We start from the raw sequence: 18,303 nt of genomic DNA on the forward strand, positions 1-18,303 counted from the left end.
TCAGAAACCGTTCAGACTCAAACCGAAGTCTGAGCGAACATTTCCGCTTGAACTGACGTCCCGCGAAGCGAACTCAACCAACAATACACGCGTGAAAGACCGCCCGCCACCTGCAAACACGTGACCCCAGACACAGGATCCGGGCGCGCCCTTGCCACTGCCGGTATGTGCCAGCTATTCCGCCTTTTCAGAGCGCAACCAGCCCCGCATCATCCCGTCCACCCTGACCAACCCAGACAGACACACAGCCGGTAGGCCCGCGCCAGCACGCCCACCCTAGCGCCCCCTACCCCTCCCCCACCCAGGTACTAGCCCGCGGAAGTGGCGGCTTAAACGTCACCCAGATCGTCGTGAATCAGGAGCCAAGCCAGGCACCACGCCAACGGACGGGCACACAATGCATAGCGCTCACACAAAAAGCAGTCCCGCGGACAGCGCCACGCAATTACTGAGCCCACCAAACAAGGAAACCAGCGCGTAAAACAAAGTAGGGCGGCCACTCCTTTGAGGAGTGGCCGCCCTACTTACTGTGAAGAGACTTAGCTGTGTCCGCCATAGGCGAGGAACACAACGCCTGCGACGACCGCAAGAAGGCAAACGCCAAAGCATGCGTATCCGGCGAACTTACGAGCGCCAGTCACAGGAGTGACAACCGGACCAGAGGCCACCGGAGTCAGGAGCTTTACCCCGAGGGCAAAGAGCGCAGGCAAACCGGCGCCAAGGATCAATCCGGCGATGAGCACGCTGCCAAGTGCGTTCCACTCAATCATTTCTGGCCTCGCATCTCGTAGTTGTCATCGGAGGGAATAAAGTCGTGCACGTTATCCAGGCCCGCACCGACCGAAACCAAGGTGGCAACTTCGGCCGGGTCCTGAGCGGTCGTTGCAGCAGCAACCGAAGCAGCAACCGCAGCCGAAGGAGCAGCAGACTCTCCGTCCACGGCTGGCTCAGCGTCGCCGTCCCAGTCGTCGTTCACGTTGTTAGCGTTGATTGGGGCGCGGCGCGAGTGCATGAACATCCATGCGGAAACAGCGATCAGCAGAGCGAAGACCACGATGGAACCCATAGCGCCACCGATGAAGTGCTGGATTGCGTAGCAGGCTGCACCCACAATGCCGGCAGCAGGCAGGGTAACGATCCACGCGAGGAACATCTTCTTGGCAACGCCCCAGCGAACGTGCGCACCTGGCATGCCCACGCCGGAACCCATGACGGATCCGGTGGCAACGTGCGTGGTGGACAGCGAGAAGCCGAAGTAGCTCGACATGAAGATGACGGCAGCGGACGAAGTCTCAGCGGCCATGCCCTGACGGGTGTCGATCTCAACGAGGCCCTTACCGAGCGTGCGGATGACTCGCCATCCACCGAGGTAGGTGCCCAGCGCCATGAAGCCAGCACAGGAGACGATGACCCAGAACGGAACGCTCGAGTCTGGTCCAGCCTGGCCTGCAGCGATCAGCGCGAGAAGGATGATTCCCATGGACTTCTGGGCGTCGTTTGTACCGTGCGCCAGGGACACCAGGGAAGCGGAGCCGATCTGGCCCCAGCGGAAAGCCTTGTCCTGAGCTTCGGCAGGAACGGTGCGGGTGATCCGGGCGACGAGCCAGGTACCAACCGCGGAAACAAAGATTGCAAGAGTTGGGGCGATCAACGCCGGAAGCGCGACCTTGGAGACAACTCCGCTCCAGATAACACCGCTGGTGCCGACGGCTGCGAGGACCGCGCCGACCATTCCACCAACTAGAGCGTGAGAGGAACTGGACGGGATACCAAAGAGCCACGTCAACAGGTTCCAGACGATACCGCCTACGAGACCCGCGAGGACTACCTCGAGCGTGATCACGTTAGCGTCGACGATGCCCTTGGCGATCGTTGCTGCGACAGCAAGCGACAGGAAGGCACCGACCAGGTTCAGGACCGCGGAAAGGGTCACTGCGGTTTTAGGCTTGAGGGCTCGCGTCGCGATCGACGTTGCCATTGCGTTGCCCGTGTCGTGGAAGCCATTGGTGAAGTCAAACGCCAAGGCGGTCATAACGACAAGGACGAGTAGGGTCATCTCGTTCACCCTTCCATCGTGGAGCCTGATTCAACCCGTGGACACCCATTTAAGGAACGTCTACTTTGTTGTTCACCTTCCGTTCACCTTGGCTGGGCGTGTCCGGCGTTTTGCACCTCGGGCGTGTCTCACAAAGTAAACGGAATATGACCTGGGCCACCACGCAATGGCTTTCTGGTGCGGATAACGGGTGTCCCGCTCGTCCGGTTTTGGGTTTGTTTCAGACGACGCATGCACCAGTGACACAATGATGTGGTGCCCCGCGCTGATGAACTCCTAGACATTCTGACCGCCGGTGGGCGGCGCGCCGACCGGCTAACGCACGTCCACCGCATTAGCGCGCGTGCGGGGCAGACGGCGCGCTGGCCGGATTGGGTTTCCCCGCAGTTGCTTGTGGGGTTGGAGGCCCGCGGGGCCGGTACGCCCTGGGTGCACCAGGCCCTCGCCGCTGACGCGGCGTGGTCGGGCAGGCACGTTGCGCTGGCGACTTCCACGGGCTCGGGCAAGTCCCTGTCCTACTGGGTTCCAGCGCTCACGTCCGTTCGCGGCGCGTCTGACGAGTTTGCGCGTGGACGAATTGAGGGTGTGCGCTCCCGCGGCACCGTCCTATATCTGTCCCCCACCAAGGCACTGGCGCAGGACCAGCTCACCTCGGTTACCGCGCTCCTGAAGGCTGCCGGAATCACCGACATCGCAGTGGACACCTGCGACGGCGACACCCCGTTCGAGGCCCGCAAGTGGATCCAGGCGCACAGCGACGTCGTCCTGACCAACCCGGACTACCTGCATTACTCGATGCTCCCCGGTCACGCCCGCTGGGCCAGCTTTTTGAAGCGTCTGCGCTACGTCATCATTGACGAGGGCCACTCTTACCGCGGCGTATTTGGCGCGCACGTCTCTTTGGTTCTGCGCCGGCTGCAGCGGATCGTCCAGTACTACCGCTCGTCTGCCACGTATACCTCTGGTGATGGCCCTACTTTTGTGGTGGCTTCTGCCACCACCGCCGATCCCGCGGCTAGCGCCGCTCGCCTGATAGGCGTGAGTCCCGACGATATTGCTGCCGTTGTAGAGGACACGTCACCTCGCGGCAACAAGACCTTTGCTCTGTGGCAGCCCCCGCAGATGGTTCCGTTTGATTCAGATTCTCCTGACTCGGGCCGTGCAGCACGAACCGGTGGCGGTTCGGGATTTTCCGTCGTTGGCGGCGATGACCTGGGTGGGCTCGTGGACCCGTGGGATGTGGGGTCGTGGAACGCCGGTGGCGCTGGTATCGGTGGCGCGGGTGCGGGTGCCGGTGGCGCTGGTACCGGAGATGGAGAGGGCGAGAGTTGGGCCAACGGGAGCTGGGACGGCGGCGGCCCCGATCCGTGGGGAGCGCTGGACGACTCCTTGACTGGCCCTGCGTCCGACGCGACCGCGATTGTTGATGCGCCAGCCCCGGAGCAGCCCCGACGAGCCGCCACTGCAGAGGCCGCGGACCTATTGGCCGACCTGGCGTCCCACTCCGTGCGATCGCTCGCGTTTACCCGCTCGCGCCGCGGTGCCGAAAACGTTGCGAGCCACACCCAGGACCTGCTTTCCCACGTCAACCCGAGGCTGGTGAACTCCGTGGCGGCTTACCGCGGCGGCTACCTGCCCGAGGAGCGCAGGGAACTCGAGGCCGCCATCCGCACCGGAAAGATCAAGGCGCTGGCCACCACGAACGCGCTAGAACTTGGCGTTGACATCTCGGGCTTGGACGCTGTGCTCATCGTGGGGTGGCCGGGCACACGCGTGTCTATGTGGCAGCAGGCGGGGCGAGCTGGACGCGCGGGCGCCGACGGCATGGTCGTGTTCATCGCCCGTGAGGACCCACTCGATACCTACCTGGTCAACCACCCCGAGGCCATCTTTGACACCCCGGTCGAGGCCACCGTGTTTGACCCGACCAACCCGTATGTGCTGGCCGGACACCTCTGCACAGCAGCTTCCGAGCTCCCCATCAAGGAATCCGAGATCGAGTACCTCGGCGGCCAGGTGGCCCGGAATCTACTCAATCAACTGACCGAGCGCGGGACCCTGCGCCGCAGGGAGAAGGGCTGGTACTGGACGCACGAGCAGAACGCCGCAGACTTCACCAATATCCGCGGCGAGGGCGGGACCCCCGTGCAAGTGGTGGAGCGCGAGAGCGGCCGACTGCTGGGGACAGTGGACGCTGCCCAGGCTGACAGCCAGGTTCACAACGGCGCCGTGTACGTGCACCAGGGCGAAACCTACGTGGTTGCCGAGTACAACTACGCGGAGGCGATCGCGCTCGTGGACCGCGAGGCCACCACCTATACAACGTGGTCGCGAGATGTCACCTCAATCGAGATCCGCGAGACGCTCCAGGAGAAGAGTTGGGACGTCACGTTGCCCGGTGCTTACGGCACGCAAGGTGCACCGAGCGCATCCACAGGAACTCGCCCACATGTGGAGTGGGGATTTGGCAAAGTGGACGTCCACGGACAGGTGGTCGGATTCAACCGCCGACGCATCCCGAGCGGCGAAATCCTATCCAATGACACGCTTGACCTGCCGGTCCGCACACTGGAGACCACTGCGGCTTGGTGGACTGTGTCCGCCGAACTGCTCGAGGTCGCCGGCCTCGACATGGAGGAGGCGCCCGGCGCGCTACACGCCGCCGAGCACGCCTCGATCGGCCTCCTCCCGCTGCTCGCCACGTGCGACCGCTGGGATTTGGGCGGCGTCTCCACAGCCCTGCACGTGGACACCGAACGCGCCACCGTGTTCGTCTACGACGCCCTGCCCGGTGGCGCCGGCTTTGCCGAGCGCGGCTACGGCATGGCCCGGGAGTGGCTGACCGCGACCCTCGAGGCCATCTCCAGCTGCGGTTGCGCGGACGGCTGCCCCGCCTGCGTCCAGTCCCCCAAATGCGGAAACGGCAATAACCCGCTGTCCAAGTCGGGTGCGATCCGCCTGCTCCGCACCGTTCTCACCGGCAGTCCCTCCGCGCCCTAACGGGCCCGGAAAGCACAAAGCCCGGTGGGGAGCATACGCTCCCCACCGGGCTTCTTATTCACGACGATTGACTCGCCTAGCGCTCCTCGGCCCCGTACTCGCGGCCTTGTTTTGCCATGAGCATGACGGCCCGCTCGGTCACCCCGAGCCACTTGGCTATCCGATACTGGCTGATTTTTGCCTCGTCCCGCAACCGTGCGACCTCGATGTTTCGCGCCCTGCGGGCGCTGTCCGCTGCGTGTTCCTTGGCTTCAAGAGACTTCTGGAGCGAGCGCAACTCCGGAGGAATGGGGCTTGGCCCGCGCTTCTTGACCGGATTGGCGGCGTCGTGGCCCTCGATTGCGGGCGGCTCACCACCCGTGTTTGTGGGCGGCTCGGACTGCACGGATCCACCGAATTCTGACGTAGACACCTGCGGCCTGGTTCTAGTTTGCCGCGAGCTTGTGCTCGAGCGCAGCGTACAGAACGCAGGTCGCAACACCGTCCATCGCGTCCTTGACCTCGTCCAGCGAAGGGAAACTTGGCGCAAGGCGGATGTTCGTGTTCTGCGGGTCTTCACCGTACGGGAATGCCGAACCTGCGCCAGTGAGCGAGATTCCAGCCTCCTTTGCCAGCTGGACTACGCGCTTTGCGGTGCCAGGGATGACATCGAGCGAGACAAAGTAGCCTCCCTCTGGGCGGGTCCAAGTGGCCACACCCGCAGAGCCAAGTCGATCGTCGAGAATTTGAAGAAGCGCATCAAACTTGGGACGCAAGATGTCACGGTGCTTGGCCATGTGGTCAATGACGCCCTGGGCGTCACCGAAGAACAGGACGTGTCGGAGCTGGTTGACCTTGTCCGGACCAATCGAACGCTTGGATGCGTGGGACTGGTACCAGGACTGGTTGGCGGCGGAGGAGGCAAAAGCTGCCACTCCCGAGCCCGCAAAGGTGATCTTGGAGGTCGAGGCAACCACGAACGGGCGGTTCGGGTTACCGGCCTCTGCCGCAAAAGCGATGATGTCGAGGGCTTTTGGCGCCTCGTCAACTAGTGTGTGGACGGCGTACGCGTTGTCCCAGATGATGCGGAAATCAGCTGCAGCGGTGCTCATGGACACGAGCTCGCGTGTGATTTCTTCCGAGTACGTGGCACCCGTGGGGTTGGAGTACGTGGGAACGCACCAGATGCCCTTGATCGAGGCGTCGGAAGCAACCAGTTCCTTGACGCGCGCCATGTCTGGGCCGTTCTGGCCAAGCGGCACGGGGATCATGTTGATGCCAAAGGCTTCGCAGATGGCGAAGTGGCGGTCGTAACCGGGCACAGGTGCCAGGAAGGAGATCTGCTCTTCCTTGGACCATGGGCGTTCGGAGTCGTTGGTGCCATAGAGCAGCGAGTATGCAATTAGGTCGTGCATGATCTCGAGGCTGGAGTTGCCCGAGGCGATCAGGTTGGCAACATCGGTGTTGAGCAGTTCCGCGAAGATTGCGCGGAGTTCTGGCAGGCCGGTCAGTCCGCCGTAGTTGCGAACATCGGTTCCCGAACCGTCCTTGAAATTTCCCTCGCCCGGAAGCGCAAGTAGCCCGCTGGACAGATCCAACTGCTCCGGAGCAGGCTTTCCACGGGTCAGGTCAAAGGAGAGTCCCTTGGCCTTCAGGTCTGCGTACGATGCGGTGATCTCCGCAAATGCAGCCTCTAGTTCCTGTGCAGACAACGAATCGAATTCGCTCGGGGACGACATACCGGTAAACCTCTCGGCCAGTGCGCTGGTGGTACTCGAAGCGGGCGGTTTTGCCCAGCGTTCCTATCTTAGGCAGATATCGATCCGCACTGAATGGCGTTTCGCGCCGCCTTTCCGAGGACATCACAATATTCACGAGGCTGGTCCTGCAACTGCCCTCGCGTTCGCGGCGCGAAGGGTGACGGTAACCTCGACGGTTGAAGTGTGTATGGCGCAGGCGACCAGGGCTTTTCCGCCCGCGTTGTGGGCGGCAGTCTCGCGCGCCAGCTCGCACGGATCACCGCTGCCATTGTGCAGTTCGTAAGCTGCTGCGAGCGCCGAAAGGTCCGCGATGGACTGGGCCCGAGCCTCGTCCGTGGCTCGATGCGCCACGAGAGCCAAGACCCCGATGATCAGGGAAAGCGCCGACACGGCTGCGAGAACCACGACCAGCGCGCTCCCCTGTTCGCGGCTCATTTCTGCACCTCGTCCAGCGCGGGCTCCCGGAAAGCGGTGGACGTGCCCTCCACAAATACTCCGGGAAGTCCCATTCCCACCAGGGTCACCTGCGCACGAACAGTCGCGGTGACCCAGTGCCCGTCGTTGCGGATACCGAGGGTGGCGCCCTCGGTGGCAATGCTCCCAAGGATCTCGGAACGACTCGCCCCCACACCGGCGAGGCGCGCCGCCGTCCGCGATTCCTCCTGGACGGCGGCGCCCATAAAGCCAGCAACAACCAATGACATGAGTAGACCGATGACGAGCACAACGGCGGGGAGCACGAGTGCAAACTCGACCGTTGCACTTCCCCGCTCCGATTCGGGCTCTTGATTCTGCTGTGTCTCCGCCACGGTGTCGTCATCGGGGCGCATCAGCGAGTACCGAGTGCTGTCTGAATGATCGTGGTCAGCAGCTCCTTGACGGGATCGGACTTGAGGACGAGGATGAGCAGCCCGGCGAAGCCCGCCGCGGCGATCATCGCGATCGCGTACTCTGCAGTGGCAAGGCCCTGCTCCTTGGTCAGTGAAATTCGGTTACGGGTGCGGTGGATGAGTGAGGTGAACATGGGTGCTCCTTTATTCGAGGGTTGGTCCGGTGCACTGGTGCACCGGACAGCGGTGGGTCCCGCTGCGTTTCTCCACCCTGACGCCTTCAACGTTCCCGTGGACCGCGCTGAGCAAATCTGAGGATGAACAGCATCTTTGCCCGGCCTGTGGACGAACGTGAACGGGAGAACCACGAGGCGAGGTGGCACAGCTTGGGCAGGACGCTCAACGCGCGAGGAGGCCAATCCCGAGGTACGTAAGCAACGGAATGATTGCCAAGAGAATGAATGCAGGTAGGAAGCAGAGGCCCAACGGAAGAACCACGAGCACGCCAAGCTTCTGGGCGCGAGCCTTCGCTGAAGCCAGGTCACGATCCCGGGTGCGAGCGGATGCAGAAGCGAGCAACCCTGCAACCGGGGCACCCGTTGACCACGACAGTTCGAGCGAATCTCGAATCTCAAAGAGTTCCCGCGGTCCCTGCAACCATGCCTCCGTCCACGTTGCGCCGAGCGTGAGCAGCCTCCCCACCGCGGCGAGTCCAGCACCCTGATCGCTATCCATGGCGCTTCCCACAACTTCGAAGGCTCGCGGAATGGGGGTGCCCGAGGCTAGTGCCGTGGAAACCAACTCAATAACTAGAGCTGCAGGAAGATCTACCTCCGGACAATCCACCCGCGCAATTGCCCGCAACCGGGATCCCCGAACCACCGTTACCCCTTTCGCGCCCGAGAGATGAGTGCAGCCGTCCACGCACGCCCCACCACCACGAGCGTCAAACCGGCCGTTGCGACAACCGCCCCGGGCAAGGTTTCCACATACCAAGCAAGCGGATTGGCACCCAAAAAGTACGAGAGCCCGACGCCCACAGCCGGCAACAACTGCAACAACCGGGCCGACGCGGCGGGACCTGACATGGCGACGGTGCGTTCCATGGAAGCTGCTCTATCGTCGTAAATTGCGCGGTCCACACCCGCGAGGGTGGGGGCGAGGGGCGAACCCAGTTCGTGCGCGACAGCGCACGCAACCACAATTGCGCGCGCGTGAGCCGCAGAATCAGCGGAATGCACCCCCGAATCCGCGGCGAGCGCGTGGGCGAGCGATCGCGCAAGCGGAATGCCCCGGTCATCAGTGACAACGCCCAGGGTCGACCATGCCTGCGCCTGCCCGAACCCCACCTGCAGCAGATCTCGCATGTGCTGCAGGACGCCACGCCGCGACCCATCGACCGACGACTCGGCCGGGCCCGAACGCATCACAGTGGGAAAGGTCTTCTCGAGCCACGGCCTCAGAGCGCCGGGCGTGCCTGCGCCGCGCACGCCTCTAATGCTGCGGATCCGAGCACGACGGGGCCTCGAAGCGCGCCCGACGAGGAACTCCAGAGACGCGAGCAATGCGGCCGCTGTAACGATGAACTGAGCAGTGTCCATCAGCCAAGCCGAGCCAAGATCGACCGAGCGCCCGGGAACGACTGGGGCGGGCCATCGCCCGACCACGAGAACGCGGGGACCGCCTCGAGATAGCCACTCTCGTCGAGGTGGAGGACCGCGATTTCGCTGACGAACCTGCGGTAGAAGCCCGACGGATCGAGAGTCCGGCGCAAGTGAATGACGAGGTCAAGGGCGCTTGCGGCCTGGGCCGCGAGCGCGGGCCTGCTCATGCCCGCAAGCGCGCCCAACGCCTCGAGTCTTGCCGGAATGTCCATAGCGGAGTTCGCATGGATCGTTCCGGATCCGCCTTCGTGCCCCGTGTTGAGCGCGATGAGCATGTCACGCACCTCGGCGCCGCGGCACTCCCCCACTACAACCCTGTCCGGGCGCATCCGCAGGGTGTTGCGCACAAGTGCTACTTGGTTGAGCTCGCCGCGCCCCTCGATGTTAGGCCGTTTGGTCTCGAGAGACAGGACGTGCGGGTGGTTCGGCCTCACCTCGCGTGATTCTTCCACAATGATGATGCGTTCGCGCTGGTCGCAGAGGGACAGGAGGGTGGACAGGAGGGTGGTCTTGCCCGTGCCTGTTGCACCGGAAACTAGGAAGTTGAGGCGTGCGCTGATGATTCCCGCGAGCAGTGGATGCCAGGCGGCGGGGATTGTCCGGGTTTCTACAAGTTCCGCGAGGGTCAGTGCGCGGGCTCGCGAGGTACGGAGGGAAATAGTGGCAGCCGATTCGCACACGGGGTGCAGTAGCCCGTGGAGGCGGGTTCCGTCAGGGAGGCGGCCGTCCACCTGCGGGCTCGAATCGTCGAGTCGCGCACCGCATGCCGAAGCCAGCCTGACCGCGAGCGCCCTCAACTGGGTTGGTCCGCCAAGGTTGAGCGGGATACGTTCGAGACCCGCTCCCCTGTCAATCCAGGCGTCGTTGTAGTCGTTGACTAGGACGTCCGTTACTGCGGGATCGTCGAGGTAGACCTGGAGCGGCCCGGTCCCCGAGACTTCCGTGTGCGCACGTTGAGTGAGCGCCGCGATGGCCGACGAACCGATTGCCAGCTGGTGAGACTCCACCACGCGGGAAATCTCCGAACTCGAGGCGGCAGCAGAATCGTGGGCGAGGACCCGACGGATCTCGTTGATCTGTTCTTGCTCGCTCCCATTCATCGAACGTTCCTCCTGTCTAGCGCCCTGGAAGCCCACGCACGATCTGAGGGGTGCTGGGTACCGCGCCCACGAGGACTCGCCACCGAGTGCACCCCGGACAGGACTCGAGCGCCACACAGTGCTAGCTGGCGCTCACTCCTCCCGCCTGCCCTCAACGGACCAAATCCGAGTTCGATTGCCCTCCCAACCTCCGCGCGATGCTGCAGAACCGACCAAACCGGTAGGCCTAGCGCTTGCGCAAACTGATCGGGGGAAAGGGATGCACCTCCGCGCGGGAACCCGAGTTTCCCAAGGCGGACGCGCTCCACGAGTACTAGGCCGGCAGGGATGCCTGCCTGTGCAATGCGGGCTTTGACACCGAACGCGCCCGCGAGACCGGTCATGGATAGCGGAGCAACGAGAACCACCGCGTCAAAGAGAGCCGCTTGTTCCAGCACGCTCGAGATGGACGCGTCGACCACTGCGTCGGCCTCGGCATCCTTCACGCTCTGCAGTAGGGAACGCAGCGCCTCCCCGTATGGGAGCTCCGGGGTGAACCTCCCGTGCAAGAGCGCGCTGATCCCGCCGTAATTAAGCACGAGTGGGCGCAGTGCGTCCATGTTCACCCGTCCACTCGCTCCTTGGACCTCGTGGAGGCGCATCCCCGGCATCGATTCCGCGCCAAGAAGCCCCTCCAGAGATCCGGGATGATCACTGGCGTCGAAGAACCACGTGTCAGCCGATTGGAGGTTCGCGGCCGCGACTGCGAGCGCAACCGTGGACGTTCCAACCCCGCCGACCGCGCCAACACAAGCGATTGCCTGGCCCATCGGACTCTGCGACCGTTCGACGGACCCGGTATACATGGATGTCTCCCTAGTTCTTCCTGTTCTGGCGCTCGCTATTGCTCATGCGCCATGTTTCCGCGCGCAGAAACGTTCATGGGGCCCCGCGGCTGAGTTTTGCCGCTGGTGCGAGCTGGTGCGAGCTGGTGCTCCATCCACTTAACTGGAAGAACTCCCACTTTCCCGGGCCACGGGACAATCTGTGGATGACCATCTCACTCGTCTACCTGTGGAAAGCCCGGACGATGAGATTTCTTGTTTCACCCGGTGGCAATTCTGGGTAGGCTCGTGCTGTGAGCACACCGCACAACGCACAACGCAGTGACGATCCCACGGTCCCCGGCAACTTAGCGCGCGAGGGTCAGATTGCCGCGTTCTTTGACCTAGACAAGACGATCATCGCCACTTCGTCCGCGGCTGCGTTCTCCCGCCCCTTCTACGACAAGGGCCTCATTACCAAGACATCCGCTCTCCGCAGCGCGTACGCTCACTTCCTCTTCATGCTCGGCGGCGCTAATGCTGACCAAACCGAGCGCATGCGCCAGCAGTTGTCCTCATTGGTGACGGGCTGGCCTGTGGAACAGGTGACCTCGATCGTGAGCGATACCCTGCACCAATACATTGACCCGTTCGTGTATGCCGAGGCCCTCGACCTCATCCAGGCGCACCGCGAGCGTGGACACGCGATTGTCATTGTGTCCGCCTCTGGGGCGGAGGTGGTCAATCCCATCGCGGCCATGCTGGGAGCTGATCACGCGATCGCTACCCGCATGGAGATCGTCGATGGCAAATACACGGGCCAGATCGAGTTCTACGCGTACGGGGAGGGAAAGGCCTCTGCGATCACCGTGCTCGCCGAGGAGCGTGGCTACGACCTCGCGCGCTCCTATGCCTATTCGGACTCAATCACGGACATCCCGATGCTCGCCGCCGTGGGCCACCCACATTCCGTGAATGCGGACAAGGCCTTCCGCAAGTACTGCGACGAGCAGGGGTGGGATTCGCTGACCTTTGAGAAGCCAGTTTCGTTGGGACAGATGTCTACTCCAGCCAAGTCTGCGCTGGTCCTTGGCTCGCTGGCGGTTGCGGGAGTTGGAGTTGGACTCGTAATACGCGCAGCACGGCTTTCAAAGCGACGTCCACCACGTGGATAAAAAGTGACCACCATCACGTTCACCCTTGGCTTTCCGGTGGTCAGCGCCCATACTGGAACTACCAGAAGCCGCACTTGGCACCCACGTACGATCGGTCCACGCATAGGACCCTCGACCGATGAAAGATCCTCGGAACGAGACACACTGAACGCCTGATAACCAAGTGCATTCTGACCTAATGGCACCCAATGGGTGCCATTAGCGTGTCCGGCTTCTCGACGATTCCCTCACCCTTAGCTCTGTGGCCTTCGTACCAGCGTGCGCGGCCACATGCCTGGTTATCCCCAACTTGAACATGGTGACTACTCACGATTGCAGCACCGAACTACATCGGAGAGAGTTGATTCATTGGCGCTCGGGAAACCGCGCGTCGAGCTGTCGAGAACGCCGTGGGGGTGGGGCTCGGCAGGCCTGGAACTAGCGTTCCGAGACCCTGTGTGTGCATCCGTGCAGACACAGGGTCTTTCTTTTCGCTCCCGACCTTCCCAGTTCCCAGCGTCGCCAGCTCCCGAGATCCCGAGCTTCCCAGTTCCCCCAGTTCCCCAGTTCCCCAGTTCCCCCAGTTCCCCCAGTTCCCCAGTTCCCCCCCAGCGCCGGAGCTCCGGACACAAAACCATCATCGAACGGATGATTATTGATCCGTTCGGCATCCAACGGATCAATAATCATCCGTTCGATGACACTTCACGCCACCGACTCCACCCACTCCACCCCATCCAAGGCATCGAGAGTATTCCTGAGCCCACTCTCGACGTCGAGAGTGGGCTCAGGAATACTCTCGTTGGAGTGGGGAGAGGCGGACCCAGCGGAGTGGGGAGGGTCACGCCCGATTTCCATAAAACAACTCGCGCATATGACCGAGGGCCCATACCTCGCTTCTGCACACGTGAAACACTTCAAACGTGCTGACACTCTCGCAAGCGATTGACTATCAGGACCACTCTGCGCAAGAGAAGGTCGCGCTCTCCTACCGGTTCGTCCCGTATGGCATTTCAACCATGCTGGCCGGCTCCTACATCGGGATCGGCGTTCTCCTCATGTGCGCAGCAGCCGGTCCATTCCTCTTGGCCGATGACCCCGCCGCAAAGCTCGTGTCCGGTTTGGTGTTCGGAATCGCCCTGACTCTCGTGACAGTTGCGGGCAGCGATTTGCTGACATCAACGATGATGACGCTGACGCAGGGAGCACGCACCGGTGCGATCTCTCTCTATAACTGGGCACGCACACTGACACTTTGTTTCGCAGGAAACCTCGTTGGCTCGATTCTGTTCGCACTCGCAGTGTTCCTCGGAGGAATCGCCAAGCCCGGATCTGCGGTCTACGCCTACCTTGAGTACACCGCCGTACACAAAGCAGAAGGCACTCCCGTGGAGATCTTCTTCAAGGCGGTTCTGTGCAACATCATCGTATGCCTGGCGATCTGGGCGGGAATCCGCCTCAAGAACGAGGTGGCCAAGCTGATCGTCATTTTTTGGTGCGCACTCGCGTTCATCACGGGCGGGCTGGAACACGTGGTGGCGAACATGACCACGTTCTCGCTGGCGCTGTTCGCACGCGTTCCCGACGTCACCATCTGGGACATGGCAAACAACATGCTGTTTGCGGGTCTTGGAAACCTCGTGGGAGGCGGAGTGATCGTGGGCTTGGGCTACGTAGCGCTCGCCAGGGCTCAGCAGCCCACACCTGAACTGGTCGGCGCCGACAAGTAGTTTCGGGTCGGCCCGTCCAGCGGTCGTCTCTCGGTCAATAGTTGCGCATCTCGTTCGGCCCCTCGGAGGCCGCAACGGCTGGTCCCCGGTTTTTAGTTGTCCACGTTGTGAGGCATTCACATTTCAGACTGTGATTGTGCCTCGCGCCACACTAGACTCTACCGAGGGACTTAGGTCCCGGCACCAATGACGATGCGTATGGAGTTTACTGTGACCACTAATAACCAGTCGCCCGCACTGGAAAACATGCTGCACGAGACCCGAGCTTTCCCGCCAAGCCCTGAGTTCGCGGCGCAGGCGAACGCTCAAGCTGACATGTACCAGGCCGCGAGCGCCGATCGCCTTGAGTTCTGGGCGGACCAGGCCCGTAAGCACGTGACGTGGAAGGTTCCTTTCACTACGACTCTTGACTGGTCCGAAGCTCCCGTTGCCAAGTGGTTCGCGGACGGAAAACTCAACGCAGCGTACAACGCTGTGGACCGCCACGTCGCCGCAGGCAACGGAGACCGAGTTGCCCTCCACTTTGAGGGAGAGCCCGGCGACACCCGTACCGTCACCTATGCGGACCTTCAGCGCGAGGTCAATCGCGCAGCAAACGCCCTTGCAAGCATCGGAGTCCAGACCGGTGACCGCGTGGTCATCTACCTCCCCATGATCGTTGAGGCAGTCGTCGCGATGCTCGCGTGTGCACGCCTTGGTGCTCCACACTCCGTGGTCTTCGGTGGATTCTCGTCCGATGCACTCCGCTCACGCATCGCGGATGCAGGTGCGAAGGTCGTCATCACCGCGGACGGTGGATTCCGCCGCGGCAAGCCGTCAGCGCTCAAGCCAGCCGTGGATGAGGCAGTAGCTGCGGAAGGCTCGCCCGTCGAGCACGTGGTCGTGGTCGCGCGCACTGGCCAGGAGACCACCATGGTGGAGGGGCGCGATGTGTGGTGGAACGACCTCATGGAGTCCGCCGACGTCGAACACACTCCTGTGTGGGTTGACGCGGAGCACCCGCTCTTCATCCTCTACACCTCGGGGACCACGGGAAATCCCAAAGGCATCCTGCACACCACGGGCGGCTACCTAACTCAGACCGCATACACGCACTTCAACGTGTTCGACCTCAAGCCAGAGACCGACGTGTACTGGTGCACAGCCGACATCGGTTGGGTTACCGGTCACTCGTACGTTGTTTACGGACCACTGCTCAATGGTGCTACCCAGGTCATCTACGAGGGCACGCCCGACTCGCCGCACCAAGGTCGTTGGTGGGAGATCATCGAGAAATACAAGGTCTCGCTGTTCTACACCGCCCCTACCGCGATCCGTACCTGCATGAAGTGGGGCGAGGACATCCCCAACAAGTACGATCTGACCTCTCTTCGCGTACTCGGCTCCGTTGGCGAATCCATCAACCCCGAGGCGTGGATGTGGTACCGGCGTGTTATCGGCGGCGACAAAGCTCCGATCGTGGACACCTGGTGGCAGACCGAGACCGGCGCGATCATGATCTCGCCGCTCCCCGGAGTGACCGCAACCAAGCCGGGTTCGGCCCAGCGCCCACTACCGGGCATCTCTGCGGACGTAGTCAACGACTCCGCTGAGTCCGTGCCTAATGGTTCGGGCGGGTACCTCGTGCTGTCCGAGCCGTGGCCCGCAATGCTCCGTGGTATCTGGGGCGACCTCGAACGTTTCAAGGACACCTACTGGTCCCGATTCGACGGCCTGTACTTTGCCGGCGACGGCGCCAAAAAGGACGAGGACGGGGACATCTGGCTCCTTGGCCGAGTAGACGACGTCATGAACGTGTCGGGTCACCGCCTGTCCACTATGGAGATTGAGTCCGCTTTGGTCTCGCACGACATCGTCGCAGAAGCGGCAGTGGTCGGAGCCGCAGACGACACCACAGGGCAGGCAGTGGTCGCGTTTGTCATCCTGCGCGAGCAGAGTGCTGACCAAGGTGCGACTCCGGAAGGCGTCGCCCAGATCCAGGAGGAACTGCGCAACCACGTGGCTAAGGAAATCGGCCCCATCGCCAAGCCGCGCAAGATCCTTGTGGTTCCGGAACTTCCTAAGACCCGTTCCGGCAAGATTATGCGCCGACTTCTTCGCGATGTCGCAGAGAACCGAGCGGTGGGAGATGCCACCACTCTGGCGGACTCGTCCGTGATGGATCTGATCGCGAGTGAGCTCTCGGGAACTCCAGGCAAGCCACAGGCGTAACCTGATCCACGCCACATTCGTGGAGTTCCACCTTCTGAGGAAGGTAAGGTTTTGGGGTGGTTTCCCTCTTGGGATTCCGCCCCAAAACCATTCTTAGAGGATTTGCCATGGTAGACCAGACCTTCGAGGACAACCGCGCCGCCCTGATCGACACCCTTGCTCGTGCAGCACGCTCTACCGAGAGTGGACGCGCACAGCAGGAGAACGACTGGCGCGACCTGTGGCGCGAGGTCCTGCCGCTCGAGCGCTGGTTCTTCATCAAGGATGACTCCACTCAGGTGACCCCGATCCTCCTCAAGGACGGCGACAACATCATCCTCCCGGCGTTTACTGACGCCGACCGTGCCATCGAGTTTTCTAAGGACTTTGGCGGCAAGGATCGCGTGTACTCATCCGCACCTGGCTCCATGATCACCTCGGCAGAGGAACTGGAAAAGTCCGGCGTAAACCTCGTGGTCTTCAACCCGCAGAACGAACCATTCGCGGTCATGCCCACCGTGCTCCAACAGCTCGCGGAGGGCTACGTGGAGTCCGGTGAGGGACGCATTGTTGGCGGCCAGCACAAGGCTCCCGAGTCCGATATCGACGTTCTGGCCTACTACGCACGTTCCGACGTCAACAACCTCCAGGCGATCTCGGCGCTGTGGATCGCAACCCTGCTCCTCGACGAGTGGTACTTCGTGCCCGTGGGCGAGGGCGAGAACATGCAGCCATTCGCAGTACTCAGCGAGGCTGGCGCGACGGTCCTGGCCTTCACCACTCCAAAGCGCGCCGGCGAGTACGCTGCGCTGCGCGGTATGGGCCAGCTCGAACAGGTCTTTGCCATGACTCCGGCTAAGGCCGTCGAGCTCATGACGCACCCCGGATTCGAAGCCTCCGCAGTGCAGTTCGACCCTCAGCACGGCTCGTACCACTCGGTCATCTCCCAGTTGCCCGCGATGCTTAAGATCGCGGAATCTTCCGCGGAAGCGCAGCGACGAGACCAAGACGACAGGCGATAGTCCACCCGCGCCCGGCGTGTAGCCATAGTGCCGCACGCCGATCAGTGGTGGAATCAAGAAATGGACACCATTAGGCTGCTGACTGCTGTCGGCCCTCTCTCGGTTGAATCTGCCCTCGCGGTCAAGGACCTCGTGTCGGCCGTGACCGCGCAGAGGGGCGTTTCCCCGATCTCTGAGCAACCCATGCTTTGGCTCATGGAACCGCGCGTTCACGTGGCCCACATCATGGCAACTGAAGACAATGCTCTCGTTGCTTACGGCCAGATGGACCTGTCCAACGAGGACGAGATCTCCCTTGAAATGGCAGTCCACCCCGATGCGGCCGGACGCGGCCTTGAACGCCGTCTCCTTGAAGCCGGTGCCTACGTCGCCCAAGAGAACGACGCGAGCTTCAGCCTCTGGACCCACGCGCCGAGCGCGCAGTCGATTGAGATCCTCACCGCGAACGGATTCACGCCCTCCCGCACACTCCTGCGCCTGCGGCGCAGCCTGAGCGACCACGCCGGGAGCGCACGCGCTGAAGGGACGCGCCATTTCGTCGAAAATCAGGACGAAGAGGAATGGTTGAAAGCCAATGCCGAGGCGTTCAGCTGGCACCCGGAACAGGGCAAAATGACGCGGGCGGACCTCGAAGCGCGCAAGCGCGAGCCGTGGTTTGACGCGAGCACGTTCCTGCTCGCGGAACGCGCAACCACCGGGGAAAGCACCGCGGGCAGCACCGCGGGCAGCACCGAGATCGCAGGGTTCTCCTGGCTCAAGCTTGAACCGGGCCAGGAAACGGGCGAAATCTACGCGCTGGGCGTCGTGCCAAACGCTCAGGGTTCGGGGCTCGGAATGAGCCTCTTGGAGTCAAGCCTAAATACTCTCCGCGAGCGTGGCCGCACTGCCGCTGACCTCTACGTTGAGGCCGATAATGCCGCCGCGCTCGCGCTCTACAGCAGGTTCGGATTCACGGAAGTTGAACGGCACATAAAGTTTAGGCAAACGCGCCCCTAACCCTCCCCCATTGGTGCCG

General features: G+C 62.6%; 17 protein-coding genes. 6 read left to right on the plus strand and 11 right to left on the minus strand.

What is annotated here, in order from left to right:
* Window positions 1–539: 539 nt before the first annotated feature.
* Both HGSM_RS12800 and HGSM_RS12805 read right to left on the minus strand, forming a co-directional pair.
* Complete coding sequence (locus HGSM_RS12800) at window positions 540–770, minus strand: hypothetical protein (protein ID WP_019149164.1); 231 nt, start codon at window positions 768–770, stop codon at window positions 540–542.
* Complete coding sequence (locus HGSM_RS12805) at window positions 767–2,056, minus strand: inorganic phosphate transporter (RefSeq protein WP_154646368.1); 1,290 nt, start codon at window positions 2,054–2,056, stop codon at window positions 767–769. Before HGSM_RS12805 ends, HGSM_RS12800 begins: the two co-directional genes overlap by 4 nt.
* 255 nt (window positions 2,057–2,311) lie before the next feature.
* Here HGSM_RS12805 and HGSM_RS12810 point away from each other — a divergent pair, with 255 nt between their 5' ends.
* Window positions 2,312–5,056: a DEAD/DEAH box helicase gene (locus HGSM_RS12810; RefSeq protein WP_019149166.1), complete on the plus strand. Its 2,745-nt coding sequence runs from the start codon at window positions 2,312–2,314 to the stop codon at window positions 5,054–5,056.
* A 76-nt stretch (window positions 5,057–5,132) separates the two neighbouring features.
* Here the strand turns inward: HGSM_RS12810 and HGSM_RS12815 are convergent, their stop codons facing one another.
* From HGSM_RS12815 to HGSM_RS12860, 9 genes are all read right to left on the minus strand, one after another.
* The gene (locus HGSM_RS12815; RefSeq protein WP_154646360.1) at window positions 5,133–5,468 is read right to left on the minus strand and encodes a hypothetical protein; all 336 of its coding nucleotides are present in this window, start codon (window positions 5,466–5,468) and stop codon (window positions 5,133–5,135) included.
* A 13-nt stretch (window positions 5,469–5,481) separates the two neighbouring features.
* A complete protein-coding gene (locus tag HGSM_RS12820) occupies window positions 5,482–6,774 on the minus strand; it encodes an aminotransferase class I/II-fold pyridoxal phosphate-dependent enzyme (RefSeq protein WP_019149168.1) in 1,293 nt (430 codons plus the stop codon).
* 132 nt (window positions 6,775–6,906) lie between these two features.
* A complete protein-coding gene (locus tag HGSM_RS12825; protein ID WP_019149169.1) occupies window positions 6,907–7,230 on the minus strand; it encodes an Rv3654c family TadE-like protein in 324 nt (107 codons plus the stop codon).
* Window positions 7,227–7,625, minus strand: a complete 399-nt coding sequence (locus tag HGSM_RS12835; RefSeq protein WP_019149170.1) for a TadE/TadG family type IV pilus assembly protein — start codon at window positions 7,623–7,625, stop codon at window positions 7,227–7,229. The genes HGSM_RS12825 and HGSM_RS12835 overlap by 4 nt, the downstream gene beginning before the upstream one ends.
* On the minus strand, window positions 7,625–7,819 hold the full coding sequence (locus HGSM_RS12840; RefSeq protein ID WP_019149171.1) for a DUF4244 domain-containing protein: 195 nt from the start codon (window positions 7,817–7,819) through the stop codon (window positions 7,625–7,627). Before HGSM_RS12840 ends, HGSM_RS12835 begins: the two co-directional genes overlap by 1 nt.
* A 205-nt stretch (window positions 7,820–8,024) precedes the next feature.
* Window positions 8,025–8,549, minus strand: a complete 525-nt coding sequence (locus HGSM_RS14235) for a type II secretion system F family protein (RefSeq protein ID WP_326550047.1) — start codon at window positions 8,547–8,549, stop codon at window positions 8,025–8,027.
* Window positions 8,510–9,226, minus strand: coding sequence for a type II secretion system F family protein (locus HGSM_RS14515; protein ID WP_154646361.1), 717 nt, complete (start codon window positions 9,224–9,226; stop codon window positions 8,510–8,512). The genes HGSM_RS14235 and HGSM_RS14515 overlap by 40 nt, the downstream gene beginning before the upstream one ends.
* Complete coding sequence (locus HGSM_RS12855; protein WP_019149175.1) at window positions 9,226–10,389, minus strand: TadA family conjugal transfer-associated ATPase; 1,164 nt, start codon at window positions 10,387–10,389, stop codon at window positions 9,226–9,228. Before HGSM_RS12855 ends, HGSM_RS14515 begins: the two co-directional genes overlap by 1 nt.
* The gene (locus HGSM_RS12860; RefSeq protein WP_019149176.1) at window positions 10,386–11,234 is read right to left on the minus strand and encodes a P-loop NTPase family protein; all 849 of its coding nucleotides are present in this window, start codon (window positions 11,232–11,234) and stop codon (window positions 10,386–10,388) included. The genes HGSM_RS12855 and HGSM_RS12860 overlap by 4 nt, the downstream gene beginning before the upstream one ends.
* 272 nt (window positions 11,235–11,506) lie before the next feature.
* Here HGSM_RS12860 and HGSM_RS12865 point away from each other — a divergent pair, with 272 nt between their 5' ends.
* The 5 genes from HGSM_RS12865 (at window position 11,507) to mshD (ending at window position 18,284) form a co-directional block, all read left to right on the plus strand.
* On the plus strand, window positions 11,507–12,367 hold the full coding sequence (locus HGSM_RS12865; protein ID WP_019149177.1) for an HAD family hydrolase: 861 nt from the start codon (window positions 11,507–11,509) through the stop codon (window positions 12,365–12,367).
* Window positions 12,368–13,269: 902 nt separating this feature from the next.
* Complete coding sequence (locus HGSM_RS12870) at window positions 13,270–14,076, plus strand: formate/nitrite transporter family protein (protein ID WP_019149178.1); 807 nt, start codon at window positions 13,270–13,272, stop codon at window positions 14,074–14,076.
* A gap of 246 nt (window positions 14,077–14,322) precedes the next feature.
* Entirely contained in the window at window positions 14,323–16,287 is a 1,965-nt protein-coding gene (gene acs, locus HGSM_RS12875; protein WP_407635115.1) for an acetate--CoA ligase, read from the plus strand.
* A 107-nt stretch (window positions 16,288–16,394) separates the two neighbouring features.
* Entirely contained in the window at window positions 16,395–17,288 is an 894-nt protein-coding gene (locus HGSM_RS12880) for a hypothetical protein (RefSeq protein ID WP_019149180.1), read from the plus strand.
* Window positions 17,289–17,348: 60 nt separating this feature from the next.
* A complete protein-coding gene (mshD, locus tag HGSM_RS12885; protein ID WP_019149181.1) occupies window positions 17,349–18,284 on the plus strand; it encodes a mycothiol synthase in 936 nt (311 codons plus the stop codon).
* Window positions 18,285–18,303 lie beyond the last annotated feature (19 nt).

It is taken from the genome of Timonella senegalensis JC301, assembly GCF_000312125.1.
Taxonomy (GTDB): domain Bacteria; phylum Actinomycetota; class Actinomycetes; order Actinomycetales; family Cellulomonadaceae; genus Timonella; species Timonella senegalensis.

Coding starts and splice junctions, on each gene's coding strand:
- mshD (WP_019149181.1), top strand. CDS start 17,349: ATGGACACCATTAGGCTGCTGACTGCTGTCGGCCCTCTCTCGGTTGAA.
- HGSM_RS12880 (WP_019149180.1), top strand. CDS start 16,395: ATGGTAGACCAGACCTTCGAGGACAACCGCGCCGCCCTGATCGACACC.
- HGSM_RS12835 (WP_019149170.1), bottom strand. CDS start 7,625: ATGCGCCCCGATGACGACACCGTGGCGGAGACACAGCAGAATCAAGAG.
- HGSM_RS12800 (WP_019149164.1), bottom strand. CDS start 770: ATGATTGAGTGGAACGCACTTGGCAGCGTGCTCATCGCCGGATTGATC.
- HGSM_RS14515 (WP_154646361.1), bottom strand. CDS start 9,226: ATGGACACTGCTCAGTTCATCGTTACAGCGGCCGCATTGCTCGCGTCT.
- HGSM_RS12860 (WP_019149176.1), bottom strand. CDS start 11,234: ATGTATACCGGGTCCGTCGAACGGTCGCAGAGTCCGATGGGCCAGGCA.
- HGSM_RS12855 (WP_019149175.1), bottom strand. CDS start 10,389: ATGAATGGGAGCGAGCAAGAACAGATCAACGAGATCCGTCGGGTCCTC.
- acs (WP_407635115.1), top strand. CDS start 14,323: ATGCTGCACGAGACCCGAGCTTTCCCGCCAAGCCCTGAGTTCGCGGCG.
- HGSM_RS12825 (WP_019149169.1), bottom strand. CDS start 7,230: ATGAGCCGCGAACAGGGGAGCGCGCTGGTCGTGGTTCTCGCAGCCGTG.
- HGSM_RS12840 (WP_019149171.1), bottom strand. CDS start 7,819: ATGTTCACCTCACTCATCCACCGCACCCGTAACCGAATTTCACTGACC.
- HGSM_RS12820 (WP_019149168.1), bottom strand. CDS start 6,774: ATGTCGTCCCCGAGCGAATTCGATTCGTTGTCTGCACAGGAACTAGAG.
- HGSM_RS12805 (WP_154646368.1), bottom strand. CDS start 2,056: ATGACCCTACTCGTCCTTGTCGTTATGACCGCCTTGGCGTTTGACTTC.